Annotated in this window: 22 protein-coding genes; 17 read left to right on the top strand and 5 right to left on the bottom strand. The window is 57.0% G+C overall.

Going from position 1 to position 22637, the window contains the following annotated elements; genetic code table 11:
• Positions 1-61 precede the first annotated feature (61 nt).
• From ADB08_RS03435 to ADB08_RS03465, 7 genes are all read left to right on the top strand, one after another.
• Positions 62-679 carry a TIGR03085 family metal-binding protein gene (locus ADB08_RS03435; protein WP_049170848.1) on the top strand — a complete coding sequence of 206 codons (618 nt, stop codon included), beginning with the start codon at positions 62-64 and terminating at the stop codon, positions 677-679.
• Positions 680-784: 105 nt separating this feature from the next.
• Positions 785-4081, top strand: a complete 3297-nt coding sequence (locus ADB08_RS03440; RefSeq protein WP_049170851.1) for a DNA translocase FtsK — start codon at positions 785-787, stop codon at positions 4079-4081.
• Positions 4082-4317: 236 nt separating this feature from the next.
• The gene (locus ADB08_RS03445; RefSeq protein ID WP_016422604.1) at positions 4318-5451 is read left to right on the top strand and encodes a TerC family protein; all 1134 of its coding nucleotides are present in this window, start codon (positions 4318-4320) and stop codon (positions 5449-5451) included.
• Between the two features lie 31 nt (positions 5452-5482).
• Positions 5483-6049, top strand: coding sequence for a CDP-diacylglycerol--glycerol-3-phosphate 3-phosphatidyltransferase (pgsA, locus tag ADB08_RS03450; protein WP_016422605.1), 567 nt, complete (start codon positions 5483-5485; stop codon positions 6047-6049).
• 24 nt (positions 6050-6073) lie between these two features.
• Entirely contained in the window at positions 6074-6616 is a 543-nt protein-coding gene (locus ADB08_RS03455) for a CinA family protein (RefSeq protein ID WP_016422606.1), read from the top strand.
• Positions 6617-6667: 51 nt separating this feature from the next.
• Entirely contained in the window at positions 6668-7102 is a 435-nt protein-coding gene (locus tag ADB08_RS03460) for a helix-turn-helix domain-containing protein (RefSeq protein ID WP_016422607.1), read from the top strand.
• Between the two features lie 141 nt (positions 7103-7243).
• Positions 7244-8071, top strand: a complete 828-nt coding sequence (locus ADB08_RS03465; RefSeq protein ID WP_005509356.1) for a PspA/IM30 family protein — start codon at positions 7244-7246, stop codon at positions 8069-8071.
• Between the two features lie 5 nt (positions 8072-8076).
• On the opposite strand, the gene ADB08_RS03470 is transcribed toward ADB08_RS03465, so the two are convergent.
• From ADB08_RS03470 to ADB08_RS03480, 3 genes are read right to left on the bottom strand one after another with little or no spacing between them, the layout of a single operon-like run.
• Positions 8077-8697, bottom strand: a complete 621-nt coding sequence (locus tag ADB08_RS03470) for an energy-coupling factor transporter transmembrane component T family protein (RefSeq protein WP_049170855.1) — start codon at positions 8695-8697, stop codon at positions 8077-8079.
• On the bottom strand, positions 8694-9395 hold the full coding sequence (locus ADB08_RS03475; RefSeq protein ID WP_049170859.1) for an energy-coupling factor ABC transporter ATP-binding protein: 702 nt from the start codon (positions 9393-9395) through the stop codon (positions 8694-8696). The genes ADB08_RS03470 and ADB08_RS03475 overlap by 4 nt, the downstream gene beginning before the upstream one ends.
• A gap of 34 nt (positions 9396-9429) precedes the next feature.
• Positions 9430-10047, bottom strand: coding sequence for a biotin transporter BioY (locus ADB08_RS03480; RefSeq protein WP_049170862.1), 618 nt, complete (start codon positions 10045-10047; stop codon positions 9430-9432).
• 80 nt (positions 10048-10127) lie between these two features.
• Between ADB08_RS03480 and ADB08_RS03485 the strand changes: the two genes are divergently transcribed.
• The 5 genes from ADB08_RS03485 (at position 10128) to ADB08_RS03505 (ending at position 14829) form a co-directional block, all read left to right on the top strand.
• Positions 10128-10361, top strand: a complete 234-nt coding sequence (locus ADB08_RS03485; RefSeq protein WP_005509697.1) for a DUF3046 domain-containing protein — start codon at positions 10128-10130, stop codon at positions 10359-10361.
• A 316-nt stretch (positions 10362-10677) separates the two neighbouring features.
• On the top strand, positions 10678-11781 hold the full coding sequence (gene recA, locus ADB08_RS03490) for a recombinase RecA (protein ID WP_049170952.1): 1104 nt from the start codon (positions 10678-10680) through the stop codon (positions 11779-11781).
• A 43-nt stretch (positions 11782-11824) separates the two neighbouring features.
• Positions 11825-12433 carry a regulatory protein RecX gene (locus tag ADB08_RS03495; RefSeq protein WP_049170864.1) on the top strand — a complete coding sequence of 203 codons (609 nt, stop codon included), beginning with the start codon at positions 11825-11827 and terminating at the stop codon, positions 12431-12433.
• A gap of 106 nt (positions 12434-12539) precedes the next feature.
• On the top strand, positions 12540-14087 hold the full coding sequence (gene miaB, locus ADB08_RS03500) for a tRNA (N6-isopentenyl adenosine(37)-C2)-methylthiotransferase MiaB (protein WP_049170866.1): 1548 nt from the start codon (positions 12540-12542) through the stop codon (positions 14085-14087).
• Complete coding sequence (locus tag ADB08_RS03505; RefSeq protein ID WP_224433130.1) at positions 14080-14829, top strand: hypothetical protein; 750 nt, start codon at positions 14080-14082, stop codon at positions 14827-14829. Before miaB ends, ADB08_RS03505 begins: the two co-directional genes overlap by 8 nt.
• 164 nt (positions 14830-14993) lie before the next feature.
• Here ADB08_RS03505 and ADB08_RS03510 read toward each other — a convergent pair whose 3' ends face one another.
• Positions 14994-16358, bottom strand: coding sequence for a DUF349 domain-containing protein (locus ADB08_RS03510; protein ID WP_016422615.1), 1365 nt, complete (start codon positions 16356-16358; stop codon positions 14994-14996).
• A 161-nt stretch (positions 16359-16519) separates the two neighbouring features.
• On the opposite strand from ADB08_RS03510, the gene ADB08_RS03515 reads away from it, so the two are divergent.
• The 3 genes from ADB08_RS03515 to dapF are packed head-to-tail and all read left to right on the top strand — an operon-like array spanning position 16520 to position 19149.
• A complete protein-coding gene (locus ADB08_RS03515) occupies positions 16520-17224 on the top strand; it encodes a hypothetical protein (protein WP_049170871.1) in 705 nt (234 codons plus the stop codon).
• A 43-nt stretch (positions 17225-17267) separates the two neighbouring features.
• Positions 17268-18194 (top strand): tRNA (adenosine(37)-N6)-dimethylallyltransferase MiaA, encoded by a 927-nt coding sequence (gene miaA, locus ADB08_RS03520; RefSeq protein ID WP_414630014.1) that lies wholly within the window; start codon positions 17268-17270, stop codon positions 18192-18194.
• 31 nt (positions 18195-18225) lie between these two features.
• A complete protein-coding gene (dapF, locus tag ADB08_RS03525) occupies positions 18226-19149 on the top strand; it encodes a diaminopimelate epimerase (RefSeq protein WP_049170874.1) in 924 nt (307 codons plus the stop codon).
• 61 nt (positions 19150-19210) lie between these two features.
• On the opposite strand, the gene ADB08_RS03530 is transcribed toward dapF, so the two are convergent.
• Positions 19211-19990, bottom strand: coding sequence for a hypothetical protein (locus ADB08_RS03530; RefSeq protein ID WP_049170875.1), 780 nt, complete (start codon positions 19988-19990; stop codon positions 19211-19213).
• 280 nt (positions 19991-20270) lie between these two features.
• On the opposite strand from ADB08_RS03530, the gene ADB08_RS03535 reads away from it, so the two are divergent.
• Together ADB08_RS03535 and feoB are read left to right on the top strand one after the other, a co-directional pair.
• Positions 20271-20528 carry a FeoA family protein gene (locus ADB08_RS03535; protein ID WP_016422620.1) on the top strand — a complete coding sequence of 86 codons (258 nt, stop codon included), beginning with the start codon at positions 20271-20273 and terminating at the stop codon, positions 20526-20528.
• A gap of 43 nt (positions 20529-20571) precedes the next feature.
• Entirely contained in the window at positions 20572-22557 is a 1986-nt protein-coding gene (feoB, locus tag ADB08_RS03540; RefSeq protein ID WP_049170878.1) for a ferrous iron transport protein B, read from the top strand.
• Positions 22558-22637 lie beyond the last annotated feature (80 nt).

The raw sequence follows: 22637 nt of genomic DNA on the forward strand, positions 1-22637 counted from the left end.
CCCGCATCCACCTACAACCGTGTGGATGCGGGCTTCTCCGTGCCTGGTCTAGGCTGGAGCTATGACTTTTGCTGAACGGGAACGTGAAGACCTAGCTAATCTACTGCTCAGCGTCGGCCCCGACGCCCCGACCTTGTGCGAGGGGTGGACGACCCGGGATCTTGCCAACCACCTGTACATTCGTGAAAACCGTCTGGATGCCGCGGGCGGGATGTTCGTCAAGGCGCTTTCGGACCGCCTCGATGCTGTTACCGCTGAGGTCAATCGAATGCCCTACGTCGAAGTGGTGGGGAAGTGGGGTAGTGGTGCTCCGCGATGGAATCCAATGAACTGGGCAGACCGCTACGTCAACGCTGCGGAGAACTTCGTCCATCACGAGGATGTCCGTCGTGCCCAGGAAGGCTGGACCGTTCGTCAGCTGCCGCCCTCCGGAGTGTCGGACCTGTGGCGTCTGGTCACTACTGCCGGCCGTATGATGTTGCGCGGTTCGACCTCGACCGTGGTGCTAATGCGTGACGACGGAGTTGCGGTGACCCTAATCGACAACAGTGCTAAAGGTGCTCCAGTTGTGACTGTCCGCGGAAGCGTCGGGGAACTGGTGCTGTGGCTCTATGGCCGTGACGAGGTACGCGTCACCATCGACGGTGACGAATCGGGCATCAAGCGCAACAGTCTTTAAAATCACGTTCTCAGTTCTGGACGGTCGCGACAGCACGCCTGTTAAACAATGACACGCGTGTGACTAATGTGAAAACGATCCGGTGTTAGCTGTAAGGTAATGGTCATGTCTGCGACCAGCCGAACCAGAACTGACAATCGTCGTGGATCTTCCCGCTCTGCGGAGACAGATGCCACGCGGCGATACCCCGTGCACAGCGCCACGGAGGAATTCGAGCGCACTCCTAGCGCCATGTCGTTCGTGGCCAATAGCTTGGCCAGCGCCTGGACTGAAACTGCCCGCGGCGTGGCCGGTCTTGCCCGGCGGGTCAGCGGTCGCAAAAATAAGCGAAACGAAGAGGAGAATATGTCGCGGCGCGAAAGAGACGCCGATTTTTCGACGAAGCCCCGTAGGAAGCGTCGTAAAGCAGCTAGCGGCTATGACGATGTAATTGAACCGCCGGCACCGGCCTCCGTGCCAGCTGACGAGTTCGACGCAGACTTCGATGAGGGTGGCGAACCGGGATCGAAGGATGGCCTCGCACTACTCGTGCTGGCGTTGGCGATTGTGCTCGCTGGCTCGACATGGTTCCACCTGGCAGGGCCAGTGGGGGAGTTCATTGAAACGGCAGTGCGCACGCTCATTGGTATCGGCGCTTTTGTACTTCCGGTGCTGCTCGGTGTTGTTTCCGTATTAATGATGCTGGATGCTATGCCGCGCCGTGAACGTCTGACACCTACCATCACTGGAGCTTCGCTGATCGTGGTGGGGCTGCTCGCAATTGTGCATATCGGCTCGGGTCGTCCTGCGGACTGGCAGGGGCGACGTGCAGCTGGTGGCGCAATTGGTGGTTATATCGGTTCGCCGCTAGCAGCCGGGTTTACCTCGTGGGTCGCCGTGGTTTTGTTGCTGGGTATCGTTTTTTACGGCGCTCTGGTGCTCTCTGGCGCGACGGTGCGCCAGCTTATCGATGCCACTAAGGAATACTTCAACTTTTCCGAGTGGTCTTCGCGTCGTGCCGGCGACGAGCCGGAATCGGACGATCCCTACGGCAATGTCGATGACATGCTGGAACGTCGTGCGAGCTGGGATTCCGATACCGCATATGCCGATGAGGACTTTGACCAGCCGACGCAGCTAATTGAGCGTCGCCCAAGCCACAGCAGCCGCACGCAACATTCCTCGTCTCGTTCGACCGGTCGCCCTGCTTACCGAGCGTCCCGCCGTGGCGCGGATAGCCGTATATCCGCACCCGAACCCGCGCCTTACGACGAACCGGATACTGACGGTAACCTCTACGATCTTTTGGACGAAGAGCCGCAGAGGAACCGACAGGCTCCGCGACGTGCCCGTCAGGTTGAGGATGTCGACTACGATTCGGCAAAGACCACAGTGTTCGATGTCCGGAATGGGGCACCGCACTCCAATCGAGTTTCCCCAGTGGAGCCGGCGTTTCCGGCAGCTGAGTACGTGGAGGAAGCTCAGTCGGATGCAGTACATCGCGACACCGCTGAGACAGAATCGACTATTCCAGCTGTCGGGGGCACGAACTACCACGCTGTCGACGAGGATTATGACGAGTACTCCGAGTACCCGACGCAGGAGGCTGCTGCAGCTAATAACAGCGAACGGAATTGTGTTTCCGATTCCCGAGCTCCGAAACAGCCCGCTGTTCAACCTGAGGCCGTAGAGCCGGCGAGCGCGCCGCAGGGCGAGTCGTCTGTCGATGATTCGCGGGATGCAGTGTCTGAGGCTACCCGCCGCACAATGGATGCCATTGCCGCTCGTTCTGGTATCGATGCCTCTAAGATTCCGGCCACAACTCCGAAGTCTGAATTGGAAAAGGATGCCGAGGGTACTTCCGGTTCGTCGGCACGCACGCCGGAATCTGACTACCACCTGCCATCGACTAATTTGTTGATTCCAGGTGAGCGTCCCAAGACACGTACGGCGACGAACGACCGCATGATTGAGGCGATTACTGAAGTATTCGCAGAATTCAAGGTCGATGCTGCGGTGACTGGTTTCTCTCGCGGTCCGACGGTGACTCGCTACGAGGTCGAGCTTGGCCCGGGCGTGAAGGTCTCGAAGATCACGAACCTGCAGTCCAACATTGCCTACGCGGTAGCGACCGACAATGTCCGCTTACTGACTCCGATTCCGGGAAAGTCGGCCGTTGGTATCGAGGTGCCGAACAACGACCGTGAGATGGTTCGGCTTGCCGACGTACTCAACGCGCCCAAGACCGTTGCGAACGATGACCCGATGCTGATCGGTCTCGGTAAGGATATTGAGGGCGAGTTTATCTCGCACTCCATCCAGAAAATGCCGCACCTTCTCGTTGCCGGTTCGACCGGTTCGGGTAAGTCCGCGTTCGTAAATTCGATGTTGGTTTCGCTGCTGACTCGTGCGACCCCGGAGGATGTCCGCCTGATTCTGGTGGACCCGAAGATGGTCGAGCTGACTCCATATGAGGGGATTCCTCACCTGATTACGCCAATCATCACTCAGCCGAAGAAGGCCGCGGCGGCTCTGCAGTGGCTGGTTGAAGAGATGGAACAGCGCTACATGGACATGAAGGCCGCCCGCGTCCGTCACATCAAGGACTTCAACCGTAAGGTCAAGTCCGGTGAGATTACGACCCCACTTGGCTCGGAGCGCGAGTACCGTCCGTACCCGTACATTGTCTGTGTCGTTGACGAGTTGGCAGACCTGATGATGACCGCACCCCGCGATATCGAAGATGCGATTGTGCGCATCACGCAAAAGGCCCGTGCTGCCGGTATCCACTTGGTGCTGGCTACGCAGCGTCCGTCTGTGGATGTGGTCACCGGCTTGATTAAGACGAACGTGCCATCGAGACTGGCATTCGCTACCTCGTCGCTCACGGACTCCCGCGTCATTCTTGACCAGGGCGGTGCTGAAAAGCTCATTGGTATGGGCGATGGCCTGTTCATCCCACAGGGTGCAGGCAAGCCGCGACGTCTTCAGGGGGCCTTCGTCACAGACGAAGAGATTCAGGCAGTAGTCGATGCAGCTAAGGCGCAGGCCGAGCCGGATTACACCGAGGGTGTCACGGAGGATAAGAGTGCTGAGGCTGAGCGCAACATTGACCCCGATATCGGAGATGACCTGGAAGATTTGCTTCAGGCAGTCGAGCTGGTGGTCACCGCACAGCACGGATCGACCTCGATGTTGCAGCGCAAGATGCGAGTCGGTTTCGCCAAGGCCGGTCGACTGATGGATCTGATGGAAACTCGCGGAGTGGTTGGACCGTCAGAGGGATCTAAGGCACGTGAGGTGCTGGTCAAACCAGAGGAGCTCGAAACCATTAAGTGGATGATCAAGGGCGCAAGCCCGGAGGATGCTCCTAAGGAAGAAGTAAACGTAGTCGACGCTGATCCGAATCAGTCTATGGCGTAGGACGACCCAGCCTTACCGCCGTTTCTGATTGCGTGTATAGTCGGCACACGTGGAGGGGAGTATCCCCGGTAAAAGTGGATGTTTTCCGCTAGCCCGTGACGGTTATCGTCAGCACGGATTGGACGCACAGACTCGTCTTGCGCACATCGAATCCCGGTGCCGTCACTTTTGCCACTATGGCAGAAGCAGGAGAGACCTCCGGTTCATGTTCGCACGACCGGAGGTCTTTTTTTAATATGCATGTCCCCGCATTGGTATGGATTATCACCATTGTGGTCGTCATGGGTTTTATCGCCTTTGACTTCTATGCACACGTTCGCACGCCGCATAACCCAACTATGAAGGAAGCCGGCATCTGGACCGCTTTCTACGTAGTCTTGGCATTAATTTTCGGCGGAATGGTGTGGTTGTTATGGGATCACCACCGAGGCATTGAGTTTCTATCGGGCTATATCACCGAAAAGGCGCTCAGCGTAGACAATCTATTTGTCTTTGCACTCATCATCGGCGCATTCAAGATTCCGCGCCAGTACCAACAAAAGGTTTTGCTGTTCGGTATTGCGATGGCGCTGGTATTCAGAGGCCTGTTCATTTGGGCTGGTGCGGCAGTTATTGCCAAGTGGTCTGACGTTTTCTACCTGTTTGCAATCTTCCTGATTTACACGGCTATCAAGACGGTGTACGACGAAGCCGTCGATAAGCCGGAACCCGATCCGTCGGATATGAAGCTGATTCAATGGCTGCGTCGAATCGTCCCAATTTCGGACCATTACAACAAGGACAAGCTGACCGTTAAGGAAAACGGCAAGCGTTACTTGACTCCACTTGCCATCGCGCTGGTGTCCATCGGTTTTATCGATGTGATGTTTGCGTTTGACTCTATCCCGGCTATCTACGGCCTGACGGATGAGGCATATATCGTCTTTACTGCAAATGCCCTTGCTCTCATGGGGTTGCGACAGATGTACTTCCTGCTCGACGGTCTGCTGGATCGCTTGGTGTACCTGGCTTATGGCCTGGGTGTCATCCTGGCCTTTATTGGTGTGAAGTTGCTGTTGCACGCACTGCATGAAAACAACCTGCCGTTTATCAACAGCGGTGAGAACGTGTCGGTGCCTGAAGTATCGACCTGGGCGTCGCTGGCGGTCATCGTCATCGTTCTGGTGGTGACTGTCCTGGCATCGTGGCTCAAGAGCAAGCGTGATGAAAACATGGGTGCGATTGCCCTTCCGCGTGTTCACCACGATGATGATGGAAGCCGCGATGGCCTCGGCTCTCACGCCTCCTCTACTTCTGTCAGTGAGGGGTCAACGTCGGCCGGAAGCGAAACTAACGGTTCACACACCGGTAAGAACGAGCCTGGGCGTTAATCGAACACGATTGTGAGATAAGGTAACAACTGTGACTGCTCCAAGTGCTGATACAAGCCGTGTTTCCAACTGGAACTTGCCCAATTTCCTGACCGTGCTTCGCATCCTCGGAGTACCGGTGTTCCTGTGGGTACTTCTTCAGGAGGGCGGCGAAGCCACCAATTGGCGCTGGTGGTCGTTTGTCGTATTCGCGCTTCTGATGGCGACTGACAAGTTGGACGGGCACCTCGCACGTAGCCGTAACCTCATTACCGACTTTGGCAAGATTGCCGATCCGATTGCCGATAAGGCTCTAATGCTGGCTGCGCTGATTGGTATGAACATCATCGACATTCTGCCGTGGTGGGTGACTGTCATCATCGTGATTCGCGAAGGTGGCATCACCATCTGGCGTATGTTCGCCCTGCGTCAGGGGCGTGTTGTTCCGGCTTCTCGGGGCGGCAAGATAAAGACGGTCCTGCAGTCTGTAGCAGTGGGGCTCTTCCTGATGCCAGTGGACTGGTTGTTCTGGCCGTCCTGGATTGTGATGGTTGCCGCCATTGTCGTCACCGTCGGTACTGGTATCCAGTACATTGTGGATGCGCGAAAGGTCTCGTAGAGAAATTAAGTGGAGGGTAAAGCTGTGAACACAGTCGAACGCCTCGCCCAGAGCGACGAAAACGCTGACGGTGTCGATGGCGTTTCGCTTCAACTCGTCCAAACGCTTACGGCTCGTGGCGAGACTTTTGCAGCCGCAGAATCACTTACCGCAGGTCTTCTCTGCGCTACAGTTGCCTCCGTACCGGGAGCCTCCGCCGTTCTCCGCGGTGGCGTGGTCACTTACGCCACTGACACGAAGGCGTTGCTTGCCGACGTGCCAAAGGATGCTTTGGCCGCATATGGCCCCGTGTCCGAGTTGACGGCCCGGTATATGGCACTTGGAGTGGCAAATAAAGCAGTGGCGGACTGGGGGATTTCGCTAACTGGCGTTGCTGGTCCAGCGATGCAGGATGGGCACCCAGTAGGTGAAGTCTGGTGTGGTCTGAAACCGCCGGGAGTTTCGTACCTTGATGGGGTAACTGCTGTTAGGTTGCCGGTGAATAAAGAGGGGTCGCGCGCGGAGATTCGTCGTCAAGCAGTGGTATTGGCGTTAGAACTGTTGTTGCAGAATCTCGACGGTGAGTAGAATTTTTGAAAATTGGGAACAGGTCGGCCTTCTAAAGCGTTAGAGAAAGTGATGACCAACAATACTGCACTTATGACCATTCGCTACCCAGAGGTAGATAGCGCTGCCGCTTTCGAAGCTTCCATGGATGCCACAGCACCGTCGGCGCGGGTGGCTGTAGGGGAGCAGCCTGGATCGGTTGCAAAGTTAACGGCACAGGATTTGGCGGAACGGGGAGAATCCCGTGAGCCACTCCTGCGAGAGGCACTGGGGGAGACGCTGCGTGATATCCGTTCGCGCAGTGGACAGACGCTGCGTGAGCTTTCTGAAAATGCGGCTATTAGCCCTGGTTATTTGTCTGAGCTTGAGCGTGGACGGAAAGAAGTCTCATCTGAGCTGCTGGCGTCGGTATGCGCGGCGCTTGGTGTGACGGTGTCGGATTTGATGATGGAAGCAGCCACAGCGATGGCCCTGCATTCGGCGAGCCCAGAATTGGCAGCGATGTAGAAATTGGTTGCGGCGGTGGAATTTCATTCCATTGCTCCGGTACTTAGCACCCGAAGACGCTCGGCTTTAGTTAAGATTGGGTGCGCGATAAGCACAGACCTGCTTTGAGGTAGTTGCAATAAGAAAGGTGTATGGGACGCTATGGCTAATCCATTTGTAAAGCTGTGGAATTACTTGATGGCCGCTTTTGATTCCAAGATTGAGGAAAACGCTGATCCGAAGGTGCAGATTCAGCAGGCTATCGAGGATGCCCAGCGGCAGCACCAGGAACTATCGCAGCAGGCAGCGGCGGTGATTGGTAATCAGCGCCAGCTGGAAATGCGCCTTAACCGTCAGCTCGCTGAGATTGAGAAGCTGCAGGGGAACACTCGTCAGGCATTGCAGCTCGCTGACAAGGCTCGTGCTGAGGGGGATACTGCCAAGGCTACGGAGTATGAGAACGCAGCTGAGGCTTTCGCAGCTCAGTTGGTTACTGCTGAGCAGTCGGTAGAAGATTTGAAGGCTCTGCACGATCAGTCGCTGCAGCAGGCGGCTCAGGCTAAGAAGGCCGTCGAGCGTAATTCCATGCAGCTGCAGCAGAAGGTCGCGGAGCGCGCAAAGCTCCTCAGCCAGCTGGAGCAAGCAAAGATGCAGGAGAAAGTCTCTGAGTCCCTGCAGTCGATGAATCAGATTTCTTCGGGGGCTACACCTAATCTGGATCAGGTTCGTGACAAGATTGAGCGTCGTTACGCTAACGCTCTTGGTCAGGCCGAGCTAGCTCAGAACTCGGTTCAGGGGCGTATGGCTGAGGTAGAGGCCGCAGGCGTTCAGCTTGCTGGGCACTCTCGCCTGGAGCAAATCCGCGCAGAAATGAACGGTGGCAACGAGCTCTCTGGTGGCGAGGCTCAGAAGTCCATCGAGGGAAGCGCTGCCTCCAACGTTGACCCTGCTGTTGCTGAGCGCATGCGCCAGCTGCGTGAGGGCAATTAATTCTCCTACTCACCTTCACCACGTGCGATTAGCGAATCACCCATTGCCTTCGAGCGATTAATGGTTCGGATGACCACAGGTACGCCGAAGGCAATGATTGAGCCGGCAGCCCCTCGTGCTTTTCGAGCCTCCAGTACCTCGGCAGCGGCCATAACCTGAAGCGGAATCATACGCAGCGTCAGCGATAGTGCGAGCGCGATGGTGTCGACTGGTAGGCCGAAACGGGCGAACGGCTGCATCGCAGTGGTCAAAGTATCCATGATGTCGCTGACGCGGGTCGTCAGCGTTAGCAATATTGCCGCTGCGATTGCGGCGAGAAGCGCGAGGAAGGTCGTCAGCGCTTGCTCACCCCCGGCGCGCCACCACAGGAGAAGCGAAAGCAGCGCCAAAATGACTACGGCTCCACGGAGCTGTCGGAAAGCAACCATTGGTGGCACCTTGGCCACCGCATAAGCGAGGGTGACAATTGCCAGGGCAATCGCCCCGCCTAGCCAGGTATCCACGAGAATCCCGGTGAGCAATAAAAATGCGATGACAATGATGAGTTTGGGGGCCGTCGGGAGCCTGTGCACAGGCGACTTATGGTTTAGGTAAAGCCCTAACGGGACATCGGCTGGATGAATCATGAGCGGCCTTCTTCCGCACGAGTCATATCGCTGACGTATCGGTCAATAACTTCCTTCGGCGCACCGTCGTCGACGATTTCTCCTGCGCTTACACGGATAACTCGGTCGAAGTCCATAAGAAAATCCAGATCATGAGTGACCACGATAATTTGCTGCTCAAGCTGGGCGAAAATACTCCGAATGTGGAGACGATTGCGCAAGTCGAGGAGCGTAGTGGGCTCATCGGCAATAATGGTCGTGGGATTAAGAATTAACACTGCCGCCAGCGCCAGTAGCTGTTTTTGTCCACCCGAGAGCAAGTGTGGCGAGGCGTCAGCATGATCGGCAAGCCCAAACCGCTCGAGGGCTTCCTGCACCAGCTGGTTGCGCTCATCCTTTGGTAGTTTTCGCTTGCGTAGTGAAAAGGCAATGTCCTCTGCGACTGTAGGCATCACAATTTGATTATCCGCATCAGAAAAGATGAAGCCGACATTCTTGCGAATTGCCTTTGCCTGCTTTGCGACATTCATGCCCTCATACGTGACCGTGCCACCAGTGACCGGGCCCAGGCCGTTAATGAGTCGCACCAGCGTGGACTTACCGCCACCGTTTTCGCCGATAATGCCAATGCGCTTCTCTGTGAGAGTTAGCGTGGTCGGCTTCAGTATCTGGCGTCCCGAATAGGTTGCGGAAGCGCGGTCAAAAGCGATGGTGGGCATAGTGCGACTCGAGACCCTTTCTAATTCTGTGGGGTTAATTGCCCGAGGTGGCTGCTTCCTTAACCAAACGACTTTGCTTACGGTTGGCAGCGTCGGGAAGCAAATCAGGGAAAGCCTGCAGTACTGCAGTAGCAATAAGCGCGGCTACGACAACCTTTGCCACGTCGCCTGGGATAAACGGGACGTTGGTAATCAGTGCGTCGGTGAAGCTAAGTCCCATACGCCAAGCCAATCCGACAGATCCGAAGAAGTACTGTAGTAGAACTCCAACGAGGCCCGCGCCGATGAAGACGCTGATTCGTGAAACTTTCGCCCGTGGTGCTTGCTGGGCAATCGCGCCGATTGCGAAACCTGCAATTAAGTAGCCGACAATGTAGCCCACGGTAGGGCCGGGAAGTGCGGCGAGAAGTGGTTTCCAGCCCGCCATGTTTGGGACGCCCACGAGACCAACAGCCAGGAACAGGGTAGTGGCGAGGCCACCGCGTTTGAATCCGAGAATCATCCCGGCCAGTGCGATGCCCATGTTCTGTAGCACGATTGGCACGCCGAGGCCGCCAACGGGAATGGCAATGCCGCCGAGCACGATGATCAGTGCTGCGAAAGCAGCGATAAGAGTGAGGTCATACACCTTGGAATTATTCACAGCTCTCATCTTAAACCCATGAGTTGAGCACTGTTCAGGCAGGGGAGCGGGGATTAGGTTATGAAAAGAGGGTGGCCAGGTAGGTATCAGTGACAGGTATCTTGTACGTTGGTCTCATGCGATTGGCCGATTTTCACAACTTCGTCAACCACGAATTTGGGCCTCAGCACGGCCCGTGGCTGTTGCATTCCCACGTACTGATGGAATATGGAAAAACTCCCGCGGAATTGCTCGAGGACGGGGTCGAACCTCGGGATATCTGGTGGGCGCTGTGTAGGGAACACGATATTCCCGAAGACCGCTGGTACGGTCCTGACGAATAGGTTCCGGCGTAGACGACGGTGAATGCTTGCCGACGGCTCTTGCGTGTCGTTGCCATTCGAACAGGGTTTCGCATATTATCGAAAGTGCTGATGAAGTCAATCCGTCTGATTCGGTATAACTTCCGGGTGTAACCGGCAGTAGAGGTGTCGCGGACCAATTTGGAACCGGAACGGCTAGTTTCGCGCCTAATTAAGTGTGAGCGAAGTTTCTGTTTTGGATGAAAATCGGGAGACACATTCTCTGAGTACGGCTCCAGAACCCGATACCGTACGCGACAATGACCGCGACAATGACAATGAGGAAGAACAACGAACTATGGCTCGTAAGAAGGCTACGGCTTCGAACCAGGGCAATGATCGCCTGAAGGCGCTCGATGTAGCTCTGGCGAATATTGAGAAGGACTTTGGTAAGGGTGCAGTTATGCGCCTGGGGGACGACAATCGTCCTCCAATTCAGGTTATTCCCTCCGGCAATATCGCTATCGACGTGGCCTTGGGCCTGGGCGGGTTCCCGCGTGGTCGTATCGTAGAAATCTATGGTCCAGAATCCTCGGGTAAGACCACAGTCGCACTGCATGCTATTGCAGAGGCGCAGCGGCAGGGCGGTATTGCCGCATTTATTGATGCGGAGCATGCGCTGGATCCGGTTTATGCGCGCAAGCTTGGAGTAGATACGGACAACCTTCTGGTATCCCAACCAGATACCGGTGAGCAGGCACTTGAGATCACAGATATGTTGGTGCGTTCCGGTGCTATTGACATCATTGTGGTTGACTCGGTGGCCGCGTTGACTCCGAAGGCTGAAATCGACGGTGAAATGGGCGATTCCCACGTTGGTCTGCAGGCGCGGTTGATGAGTCAGGCGCTGCGCAAGATGACGGGTGCGCTGTCCCACACCGGTACCACTGCCATCTTCATTAACCAGCTGCGTGAAAAGATTGGCGTCATGTTCGGCTCTCCTGAGACCACCACGGGTGGTAAAGCACTGAAGTTCTACGCTTCCGTTCGCTGTGACGTACGCCGAATTCAGACGTTGAAGGATGGCCAGGATGCGGTGGGTAACCGCACGCGCTTGAAGGTAGTCAAGAACAAGGTGTCGCCGCCGTTCAAGCAGGCAGAGTTTGACATCATCTACGGCGAGGGCATTTCGCGTGAGGGCTCGTTGATTGACATGGGCGTTGATAACGGCATTGTCAAGAAGTCCGGTTCGTGGTTTACCTACGAGGGCGATCAGTTGGGGCAGGGCAAGGAAAAGGCTCGTATGCACCTGCGCGAGAATCCAGAAATTGCCCAGGAAATCGAAGTCAAGATCAAGAAGAAGCTCGGCGTCGGGGAATTCGCGGAGGTCGAGGACGAGACCGATATCGATGCCCCTGTCGATGTCGTGCCGGACATCGACTTCGATGATTTGGAAGACTAGCTAGCTCGAGGCGTAGTGCCGCGACACACGAAAAGTGAGGACCGTGGAGGATCGTAACGGCCGCGATGTGCGGGAGACTATCGAAAAGCTTGCTCAGCAAATTGCGGAAGCTGACGGTAGTTCGCTCTACGATGCGGGTCGTGAGGAATCCAAGGCCCCGATTCGTGCTAAGGCACTGCGCTTGCTCGATCAGCGAATGCGTTCCCGCAAGGAACTCGTAGAAAGGCTCGAGGCAGTCGAGGAGCTTCCAACCTCGATGATTGAAGAAGTCGTTGATGACCTGACCCGAAGTGGATTGGTCAACGACGAGCTTTTCGCATCCGAATGGGTGCGGCAGCGCTTTGCCAGTCGCGGCAAGTCGAAGATGGTTTTGAACCGGGAGCTGCAGGAAAAGGGCATTGATGTTTCACTTCGTGCAGATGCGTTGGAGCAGATTACGCACAACGCGGAAGAAGAAGTCGCCCGGAAGCTAGCGGCGAAGAAAGCGGCCACTATTAAAACAGTGGCACCTGACTTCAACTCCAAGCAAAAGGATTTACGCAAAGTCGTCGGTGTGCTGGCGCGGCGTGGTTTCCCCTCTGAATTGTCCATGAGCATTGCTCGGGATCAGTTAGAAGAGCGATACCGGGAACTCGAAGAGGACACAGATTAGCGCCGGTGCCACCGCACGCCGGATTAGCACGCCGGCTGCGGACCCGTCAGGTTTAAAGGGGTCGCTGATTGGGGAAATGGGCCATAAACAGCTAACCTAAACTGCCGTGACTACCCCTTCTTTGAACTCTCAGCAGCAGTCTTCGCCTCGCACATATGAGGTACGTACGTTCGGTTGTCAGATGAACGTCCATGACTCGGAACGACTGTCTGGCTTGCTGGAAGAAAACGGTTATGTAGCGGCTGCAGAAGGCGATAATCCTGATCTGGTCGTTTTCAACACCTGTGCCGTTCGAGAGAATGCGGACAATCGCCTTTATGGCACGTTGGGACAGCTCAAACCAGTCAAGGATGCTCACCCAGGCATGCAGATTGCCGTCGGTGGCTGCTTGGCCCAGAAGGATAAGGACGTCGTCGTAAAGAAGGCCCCATGGGTGGACGTTGTCTTCGGTACGCATAACTTGGGTTCGTTGCCAGCACTGTTGGAACGCGCCGCTCATAATGACCGGGCTGAAGTCGAGATTAAGGACGCGCTGGAAGAATTTCCCTCGGTGCTGCCGGCCAAGCGTGAATCCACTTACGCAGGTTGGGTGAGTATCTCCGTAGGCTGCAACAACACGTGCACCTTCTGCATCGTCCCCAGTTTGCGTGGTAAGGAACGCGATCGTCGTCCAGGCGAGATTCTCGCTGAGGTGCAGGCACTCGTGGAGCAGGGCGTTACTGACGTCACCCTCCTTGGACAGAATGTCAACGCCTATGGTGTTAACTTCGCCGACCCTGACATGGAACGCGACCGCTCGGCTTTTTCCAAGTTGCTGCGCGCCTGCGGCCAGATTGAGGGGTTGGAGCGCGTGCGCTTTACGTCTCCGCACCCAGCTGAGTTCACCGATGATGTCATCGACGCCATGGCGGAGACACCGAACGTGGTTCATCAGCTACACATGCCACTACAGTCCGGTTCCGACCGAGTGCTGAAAGACATGCGCCGTTCCTACCGCACCAAGAAATTCCTGGGAATTCTGGAGAAGGTTAGGGAAAAAATGCCGGATGCCGCCATTACCACTGACATTATTGTCGGTTTCCCAGGCGAGACTGAAGAGGACTTCCAGCAAACTCTCGACGTGGTGGAAAAGGCTCGTTTTAGCTCGGCGTTCACCTTCCAATACTCGCCCCGCCCGGGAACTCCGGCGGCAACCATGGCGGATCAGGTTCCACCACAGGTTGTGAAGGAACGCTATGGTCGGCTGCTAGCGCTTCAGGAGCGTATTTCCGAGGAAGAAAACGCTAAGCTAGTCGGCCGGGAAGTCGAGCTGCTGGTCAGCCAGTCCGATGGCCGTAAGAATGCGGAGACTCATCGCATGTCTGGTCGTAGTCGGGATGGCCGCCTGGTGCACTTCAGCCCGTCGGAAAGCGAACCAGGCATCGTCGACCGCAAGATTCGCCCAGGTGATTACGTGACAGTACGCGTGACCGACTCCGCACCGCACTTCCTCATTGCTGACTCCGGTGTGCTCACACACCGCCGCACTAAGGCGGGGGATAATGTAGAGGTCGGCCAGACTCCGACGACCGCGCCGATCGGAGTTGGTCTGGGCTTGCCAAAGATTGGGCGCCCGGAGAAAACGAGTGTAAGTGAGGGATGCGGCTGTGAGTAGTGACAAGGCTTCGCCGGAAAGTGATATGGAATCCACTAGCGAGCAGTCGGTGGAATCCGCGCAGGCGTTGCGGGTTCAGGAGCGCAAGGCCGCTGGCGAGCTGGATCTCGGCCGTGCGGTGATTCCGATGATGGTTGCCGTCATCGGCCTCATTACGAGTTTCTTCCTTCCGCACTCTGGCGTCGTTTTGGGCTTTGATGTGTTGCTGGATACGGATGTTGCGCATCAGTACTTCACGACTCGACCGGAGCGAATTTACTCCATTCTCGTGGTGGTAGGTGTCTTGCTAGCTATTGCCACGCTGATTACGCGGACGACGATTCTCGCATTCGTCACCTGGTTTTTTGCCTGTATTCAGATGGTCTACTCAGTCTTCGCTGGCTGGATGCGTCAGTCTCGTCCACAGGAACTGGCCGGCGAGGGTATTTCTTTCGGCCTGATGCTCGGTATTTTCTGCAGTTTTCTACTGGCCATCTCCGTGACTTTCATCGCTTTCCGACGTAGTAAGGAGCAGCTCGCAATCGCGACGAAACGTCGCAAGCACGCTGACACCGATCCGGTACTGCGCGCGCAGCAGGTTTACCTGCGGGCGGGCCTGACACCGAATACGACAACGGATGTTGAGGTCGTCGACGACCGCCGTGAACGTGCTCGCCGACGCAATCGCGGCCAGCAGGGCAGTAGTGCGGACAATGTCTCTCAGCAGACCGGCGAACAGGACGAACAGGTCAGCGACGAGTAGTGAGACTTTTTAACTAGCGCAGTAAGTAAGGGGCTCTCTTCCACTCCGGAAGAGAGCCCCTTACTTTTAACCATCGACGCGTTGCCAGCGCGTAGCTGAGCCAGGATTCTGTTGCGGACGCCGGAGAGCGAGAACATGCTTCCCCGACACACAACTAGCTTCTGTTAGAGCTCCTTGAGAGTCTCCGCGGCCTGCTCTGCCCACTGTCGCCACTGTTCGGCCTGCTCCCGAGCCTTGGCTGCCTGAGAAGCCTTGCCCTTCGCCTCGAGTTCGGCGGCCTTCTGCTCAAACTCCGCTGCGCGGTCGGCGAACTGCTGGACGCGAGCCTGTGCTTCGGGGTCGGTACGGCGCCACTGCGAATCGGCAGCATCGGAGACGCGCTTTTCCAGTGCGCCAATGCGGTTTTCATACTCACGCACACGACCACGCGGCACAAAGCCGATGGCCTCCCATTTCTCCTGCAACTGACGCAGTTCGTTGCGAGCGTGATCGAGGCCCTTGGACGGATCAATGCGGTCTTCGTATTCAGCCAGCAGTGCGTCCTTGGCCGCAGCGTTTTCCTCGAACTCCCTGTCTCGAGCTTCGTTGACCGCGTTGCGAGCACCAAAGAACTCATCCTGGGCGGCCTTGAACTGCGCCCACAGCTTGTCATCGACCTCGCGTGGGGCTCGACCAGCGGCCTTCCACTCAGCCATCAGGTCGCGGAAGGCAGCAGCGGTGCCACCCCAATCAGTGGAGGTCTTCAGGGCCTCAGCTCGCTCAATGATGTCCTCCTTAACGCGGCGAGCAGCCGCACGGTTGCGGTCCAGTTCCGCAAAATGGGCACCGCGGCGGCGGTTGAAAGAATCACGCGCGCGGGAGTATCGGCGCCAGAGCTGATCATCAGTTTTGCGGTCGATGCCGCGAATCTGCTTCCACTCTGTGAGAATTTCGCGGATACGGTCGCCGGCGACCTTCCACTCGGTGGAGTTCTCTGCGAGCTCTTCGGCCTCTGCGGCGAGCTCTTCCTTACGTGCGATGGCGTTCTTACGGCGCTCTGCCTTGTCGTGAGCGACTTTTTCCTCTGCGACGTGGGAGGTGGCAATGACCTCTGCAAGGCGCTTATCCAGCGCATCGATATCGCCGAGGACCGTGGCGGTGGCAAGGCTCTCACGCAGTTCAACTGCGTTGTGAGAAATGGTCTTTGCCTCCTGCGGGTGGGAGACTACACGAGATTCCAGTAGCTCGACCTCGGTGGCCAGATCCTCGTAGCGCTTGCCGTAGTGGGCATAACCCTCTTCTACGGTGCCGGCCTGCCAGGAACCAATATTGCGCTCGCCGGCGCTGGTGACCAGCCAAACAGTGCCGTCTTCGTCAATGCGGCCAAACTTCTTTGGATCATTGTGGACGGCATGTGCCACAGCGGCCGACCCCGCAGGCGCTGGAGTAGCTCCAGGGGCCTTACGATGAGCCGGCATTGAGCCTGGTCGAGGTCCGGGACGTGGACCCGGGCGTGGACCTGGCTTAGGGGAATTGCTGGTACCGGTCATAGTGGGTAAACCTCTTCCAATCTTCATGCAGAACTGCCGCGCGACACGGCTGCCATCAAACACTTACGGTATGTGCTCGAGTATCCCAAAAATTTTGGCACAGCGCGCGTAACACCGCCGGATTAAGGCATCGACTAGCCCCTCACGGTAGCGTTGAGGACGTGAATTCGCGTTTGCCTCGGCTTGTTATCGTTCCGCGTGCGCTCCTCATCGTCGAGGAGCTGGGTGGTTTTGCGCCCACCGCCACGGAATTGCGCCGTCATGCCCGTGAAACCGTCGCGACGCTGTGGAGACATGACGAACCCGGAGAGCCCGGCGCGGTCGCTATTATCACTGGCAGGATGCAGGCGAAGTCCCCGCACCAGACCAGCGCACCCGGCAGTCTTTCTCCGTATGGGGTTGATGTCACGGTGTCAGGCGGAACCGAATTACCTGAGCTGCTGGGGCGCTGGCTTATCGAAGACTACGCGCGACGGAATTCTGAAGGACCCACTGGCCGCGTCATTCAGGCAACGTGCTTCGACTCTATCGCTGAGGCACTCGCTGCCGGTCACACGCGTCTGCTTGTGCTTGTCGACGGCGCATTCGGCCTTGCGGACGATTCCCCGGTCGGCGTAATTGAAGGTGCAGCGGAGGTTGATGCGCTGTGCAGTCTGATTGCTGGTCAGGACTGCTCAAGCATTAACGTGGAAAATATTGTGTTTCCAGCTCCCGGCGCGTACGCGGCCGAGTTATGGCAGCAGCTGAGTAAAGCTGCTGAAAGCTGGACGGGGTCTGGAATGACCGTCGTAAAGCGTTCTTACTATGACGGGGCGCCTTATGGAATCGGCTACCACGTGGCCAGCTGGCGGTGTGTTGCGAAGTAAGAGCGCGCGTTTTTAGTTTTTGTGCAGGAGTGTGAACTGGGTAGTGACGGCTTTCGAGAGTGAGAGCTTGCCGGTGCCGATTGCGGTGGTAGGGCCGACGGCGTCGGGAAAGTCGGATTTGGGGCTGGTGCTTGCGAAGCAGCTTGGCGGTGAGGTCGTCAATGTTGATTCGATGCAGCTGTATCGAGGGATGGATATCGGAACAGCGAAGCTGTCGGTGGATCAGCGGCGGGGGATTCCGCACCACCAACTCGATGTTCTGAACGTGACGCAGCCGGCGAGTGTGGCGACGTATCAGCGTGAGGCGGTTGCGGATGTTGAGGACATTCGCGCGCGGGGGAAAGTCCCCATCCTTGTCGGCGGGTCGATGATGTATGTGCAGGCGTTGGTGGACGACTGGCAGTTTCCACCTACGGATCCTGAGGTACGTGCGAAGTGGGAGACAGTGCAGGACGAGATCGGTCCGGCGGCGTTGCATGATCGGCTGGCAGAGATTGATCCGGATGCGGCGGCAATTATTGAGACCAATGACCCGCGGCGCACCGTCCGCGCCCTGGAGGTCATCGAGCTCACGGGCAAACCTTTTGCAGCGTCGAAGCCGTCGATTGATAAGCCACCGCGGTGGAACACTCGCATATTGGGGTTGCGCACGCAGGCGGAATGGCTAAATCCGCGGATTGAACAGCGTACGCGGGGCATGTTTGCCGCTGGCCTGGTGGAAGAAACTGAGAGTTTGATTGCGCAAGGGTTGCGCGAAGGTGTGACCGCTAGTCGCGCGATTGGCTATGCGCAGGTGCTGGACTACTTCGATGGGGTTTACGACCTGGATACGGCTTGTGAACGCACGATTACTGGTACGCGCAGGTATGTGCGGCGTCAGCGCTCCTGGTTCAACCGTGATCATCGGATCATGTGGCTAGACGCTGCCGGTGACGTGCCGGGACAGGCGTTTTCCGCACTTGGTCTGTAAGAGATTCGGACCTCCCGCTAGCATCAAGGGCATGGTTTCATTTGCCAAAGGCCACGGTACGCAAAACGATTTCTTGATTTTTCCAGATGATTTGGTGTCGATTGATTTGACCGAATCACTGGTCGCAGCAGTGTGCGATCGACAGCGAGGTCTTGGCGCTGACGGCGTCCTGCGGGTTGCCCGAGCGGGGAAACTCGTCGATGCCGGTGTTTTGGCGGCATTGCCGGAGGGCGTTAAAGCCGACGATTGGTTTATGGACTACCGCAATAGTGACGGTTCTATTGCCGAGATGTGCGGGAATGGTGTCCGCGTCTTTGCACACTATATTGCCGCGATTCACAGCCCGGACAGTGTCGTCGACGGAACTTTGCGGGTGGGCACTCGAGCAGGGCTGCGCGCTGTTTCGATTGATGAGCTCAGCCGCAGGCACGCGGTCGTCGGGGTGGATATGGGCCAGCCGGAAGTCCTCGGTCTCGCTACTGCGTTCATTGGTTCGGGCAACAATGCCCAGAAATTCGCCGGGATTGGTGTCGACGTGGGAAATCCGCATTTGGCCTGCGTCATGCCTGGCCTAAATGCCGCCGCTCTGGCGGAGCTGGAATTGGAAGCGGCGGGTAGTGTCGCGAAGCCAGTGCGTGCCGACGAAGCCATGTTCCCGAACGGCCTCAATGTGGAAATTGTCACTCCGTTGGATGCCTCTGATTCGGTGACCATGCGAGTAATTGAACGCGGAGTTGGTGAGACCCGCTCGTGTGGCACCGGTACGGTTGCGGCAGCTATTGCCGCGCTGGCCGATGCCGGCCGGACTGAGGGGGCTGTGACAGTCAAGGTGCCCGGCGGTGTGGTGACTGTGGATGTCCACAAGGCCAGCAATGCGGATGGGGACTTCTCGGCGACCTTGACCGGGCCGAGCGTGATTCACACGCTCGGCGATATTGAGCTGGAAGCCCTGTGACTGGTAGCTAGTGCTGCAGGAGCACTAGCGGGGTACTGGAAGCGGTGGGGGAATCAGCGGACTAGTGTCCGCCGCAGCCACCGTCGCCACAACCACAGCCGCCATCGCCACAGCCGCCTCCGCAACCTTGAGGCGGAATGATCTCACCGGTCAGTGAGAAAGTACCGGAAACGACCATGCCTGGCTGGGGAGCTTCGTCGCCGCCGGGGACAAGTACGTCCATGGGAGTCGGAAGAGCAAGGTTGAGCACCCAGAACTTCTTGCCGGTTAGCTCATTGACATGCTTGCGGGAGTTATTGATAACACCAGCCAGTTTCACGGTTGCGCTAGGCGATGTCTTCCCGACCTGATCTCCGACAATTGCCTTAGCACCTTCGAAGTCCAATGTTGTCGGGGTTGCCCCGGTGCGCTTCTCGTACTCTTCGATGGATGCGTCGAGGGTGAAATCAGTTGCTAGAGCTGATAGCGCGACATGCTCAAAAGTCTGAGTTCCGGCATCAACAATCATTGGCCCCTGTGACAGCAGGCAGGTAGCGACCTCGATGACCTTATCAAAGTTATCCGAGGAGGGATCATCCTCGACGATTTCCACGAGCGCCAAGACATCGTCCACGCTGGATACATGGGCAGTGACGGTCGGGCTGCCCGCGAAGCCGGCGTAGGTAGAAAATGGTTCAACACCCAGGATGTGCAGACGCGCACCAGAGGAATCTTCGAAACGGACCAGCTGGCCACCGCGGACCTCGCCGATGACCGACAGATTGTCACTGGCAATCGCGGCTTCCATCGCGTCTCGCCAGCTGGGGTAGTCCATGCCAATGCTTCGCAAGTCAGTAGTCATACTTTTCGATGATACTTCCCATATCTTCATCTGCGAACTAACGAATCGCACGTGAGCACATTGTGCTCTGGGGTACCTAGAACCATTCCTGCACGCCGCGGCAACTATTCGGATGGGACTAACAATTCTGCCACGCTAAATAGGTAAAGGGTAAGTGTGGCATAAATAACTTTCCTTAGGTGTGTCGGGTTTATTCCATTTAGGCATGCCTAAGAGTAAGCTCATCTCTGTAAACACGATTTGCTTAGCTTAATTCTTATCTATATAAGCGAGGTTTCTCATGCTCGGATTGCGGTCTCGAAAACAGTCGGATGACATTCAGTCGCTTGCCGACGTCCCGGTGGGGGTAACCGTCACTCTGGGAGCGTCGCATGTGGATGAGCGCCTGTGCCGCAGGCTTTCGCAACTGGGGCTTCGCCCTGGAATGAGTGTCACTGTGGGACGGAGCACCAGCGGCGGTGGGCGAATCGTCCATGCTGGCGCAACGCGCTACGCCATCGATGCCAGCACGCTGCACAAGATGTCCGTCGTGGGTTAGGGCCCCTACATCTCTTTTCTCACCTCCCTTCTGAAAGTAAACAATGACAACACCTACGGATTCCTCAACGCGAAAATTCGCATCCACGCCCAGCTGCCATGCATGCAGTGGCGGAGCACCAGCAAAGGATGGTGCACCTGTTGTCGCAGTAGTCGGCGCACCGAACTCCGGTAAGTCAACACTGTTCAATAGTTTGACTGGTGCGAAAGCGCAGATGGGCAATTGGCCTGGTACGACCGTGGAGGTCAGCCGTGGCGCGTGGAAGACCGATGCCGCTGAGTACGATGTCATCGATTTCCCGGGTGCCTACTCGCTGGATGCCATGAGTCCGGACGAAGAGCTCACTCGCGAGATGCTCATCGAGAAACCGGAAGAAGAACGCCCGGATCTCGTCGTTGTCGTTGTCGACGCCACGGCACTGGGCCGTGGCCTCTACATGGCCGCGGAATTGGCGGAACAGCCCCAGCGCATCGTTCTGGCTCTGACCAAACTAGATGTTGCCAAGGCCAAGGGCATCGATGTGAATCCGGACGCATTGCAGTCAGCTATGGGGATGCCGGTGGTGGCGCTGGATCCCCGTCGTAAAGCGGGAATGGCGCGGTTGGCCGACGCGGTAGCAGCGGCTCTGGACGGATGTAGTTCGGTGTCGTCACCGATTCGCCAGGTCGATGGTGAATCGATTGAACGCCTGGACGACGCACGCTTTGCCGCGATTGATGCGGCGGTTGCGGCATCTACGGGCGGGGTGGAAGATCGCCAGACTTTCTCCGACCGCATTGATAACGTGGTTCTTCACCCGGTGCTCGGACCGATTGTGTTCCTGGCAGTTATGTGGGCAGTCTTCCAAATCACGACGACGGTAGCAGCACCGTTGCAGGACGGTTTGGAAACCCTTATTACCGGTAATTTCGCAGATTTGGTTACTCGTGGATTAGAAGCGGTGGGATGGGACCATCCGATTGTCACCGGGCTGCTTGTAAACGGCATCATCGGTGGTGTCGGCATGGTGCTGACCTTCGTTCCGCTGATGGCACTCATGTTCCTGTGCCTCGCAGTACTCGAGGATTCAGGGTATATGGCGCGTGCAGCCGTGGTGGCTGACCGTGTCATGCGTGCAATTGGTCTTCCGGGTAAGGCATTTATTCCGCTGATTGTTGGCTTTGGTTGTAACGTGCCAGCGATTTCGGCAACACGTGTGCTGAGTAATCCGCGCCACCGCATTTTGACGGCACTACTGGTTCCGTTTACCTCCTGCTCGGCGCGTCTAACCGTGTATGTCATGTTGGGTGCGGTGTTCTTCTCGGAACACGCGGGCACAGTCGTCTTCGCTATGTACGTGATCTCGATTCTGCTGATCGTTCTGACCGGCCTTGCACTGCGTAAGACCTTGTGGCGCACCATGCCGTCGGAACCGCTGGTCATTGACCTGCCAACCTACCAGCTTCCGACCGCACGGCTGGCACTATCTGTGATGTGGATGCGTCTGAAGGGCTTCCTGCAGACCGCTAGTGGAATCATCGTCAGCACCGTCATCGTCGTATGGCTTCTGATGTCTATCCCGGTTGTCTCCGGGCACTCCTTTGCCGATGAAGACCTGGCACCGCAGGACTCCGCATACGGTGCAGTCAGCGAAACTATTGCTCCTGTGTTTAACCCGGCAGGTTTCGGTACATGGTCTCTGACAGGTCCGTTGGTGACGGGCTTTGTGGCCAAGGAAGCCGTCATTTCTACCTGGGCACAGACCTATGCAGTGGAGGACGTCACCGACTCCGATTCGAGCGAACAGGCCTCCAGCCCGCTCGCGGAGAATATTCGACGTGACTTTGACAATGCATCCGATGGACATGGATTGGCAGCAGTCTGGGCCTACATGATCTTCCTGCTGGCTTACACACCGTGCGTGGCTACGCTCGCGGCACAACGTCGAGAGATCGGCTTGAAGTGGACGGGCTTCGGTTTGCTAGCGCAGCTGGTCGTTGCATGGGCACTGGCCGTGATTGTTTTCCAAGGGTTGAAGCTGTTCCTGTAAAGCCTCGTTGATTCCTAGTAGCTTCGGCAAAGCTACTAAGTCACACTTGCGAACTAGAAATCAGATCCAACAAGAATCGC

The organism is Corynebacterium sp. 239_CJEI (assembly GCF_001055995.1).
In the GTDB taxonomy this organism is placed as follows: Bacteria; Actinomycetota; Actinomycetes; order Mycobacteriales; family Mycobacteriaceae; genus Corynebacterium; species Corynebacterium jeikeium_D.

Excerpts from the sequence above, each read along its gene's own strand:
- feoB (WP_049170878.1), top strand. The coding sequence starts at position 20,572 with ATGACAACACCTACGGATTCCTCAACGCGAAAATTCGCATCCACGCCC.
- ADB08_RS03440 (WP_049170851.1), top strand. The coding sequence starts at position 785 with ATGTCTGCGACCAGCCGAACCAGAACTGACAATCGTCGTGGATCTTCC.
- ADB08_RS03435 (WP_049170848.1), top strand. The coding sequence starts at position 62 with ATGACTTTTGCTGAACGGGAACGTGAAGACCTAGCTAATCTACTGCTC.
- recA (WP_049170952.1), top strand. The coding sequence starts at position 10,678 with ATGGCTCGTAAGAAGGCTACGGCTTCGAACCAGGGCAATGATCGCCTG.
- ADB08_RS03535 (WP_016422620.1), top strand. The coding sequence starts at position 20,271 with ATGCTCGGATTGCGGTCTCGAAAACAGTCGGATGACATTCAGTCGCTT.
- ADB08_RS03445 (WP_016422604.1), top strand. The coding sequence starts at position 4,318 with ATGCATGTCCCCGCATTGGTATGGATTATCACCATTGTGGTCGTCATG.
- ADB08_RS03465 (WP_005509356.1), top strand. The coding sequence starts at position 7,244 with ATGGCTAATCCATTTGTAAAGCTGTGGAATTACTTGATGGCCGCTTTT.
- ADB08_RS03530 (WP_049170875.1), bottom strand. The coding sequence starts at position 19,990 with ATGACTACTGACTTGCGAAGCATTGGCATGGACTACCCCAGCTGGCGA.
- dapF (WP_049170874.1), top strand. The coding sequence starts at position 18,226 with ATGGTTTCATTTGCCAAAGGCCACGGTACGCAAAACGATTTCTTGATT.
- ADB08_RS03475 (WP_049170859.1), bottom strand. The coding sequence starts at position 9,395 with ATGCCCACCATCGCTTTTGACCGCGCTTCCGCAACCTATTCGGGACGC.
- ADB08_RS03510 (WP_016422615.1), bottom strand. The coding sequence starts at position 16,358 with ATGACCGGTACCAGCAATTCCCCTAAGCCAGGTCCACGCCCGGGTCCA.
- ADB08_RS03480 (WP_049170862.1), bottom strand. The coding sequence starts at position 10,047 with ATGAGAGCTGTGAATAATTCCAAGGTGTATGACCTCACTCTTATCGCT.
- ADB08_RS03460 (WP_016422607.1), top strand. The coding sequence starts at position 6,668 with ATGACCAACAATACTGCACTTATGACCATTCGCTACCCAGAGGTAGAT.
- ADB08_RS03470 (WP_049170855.1), bottom strand. The coding sequence starts at position 8,697 with ATGATTCATCCAGCCGATGTCCCGTTAGGGCTTTACCTAAACCATAAG.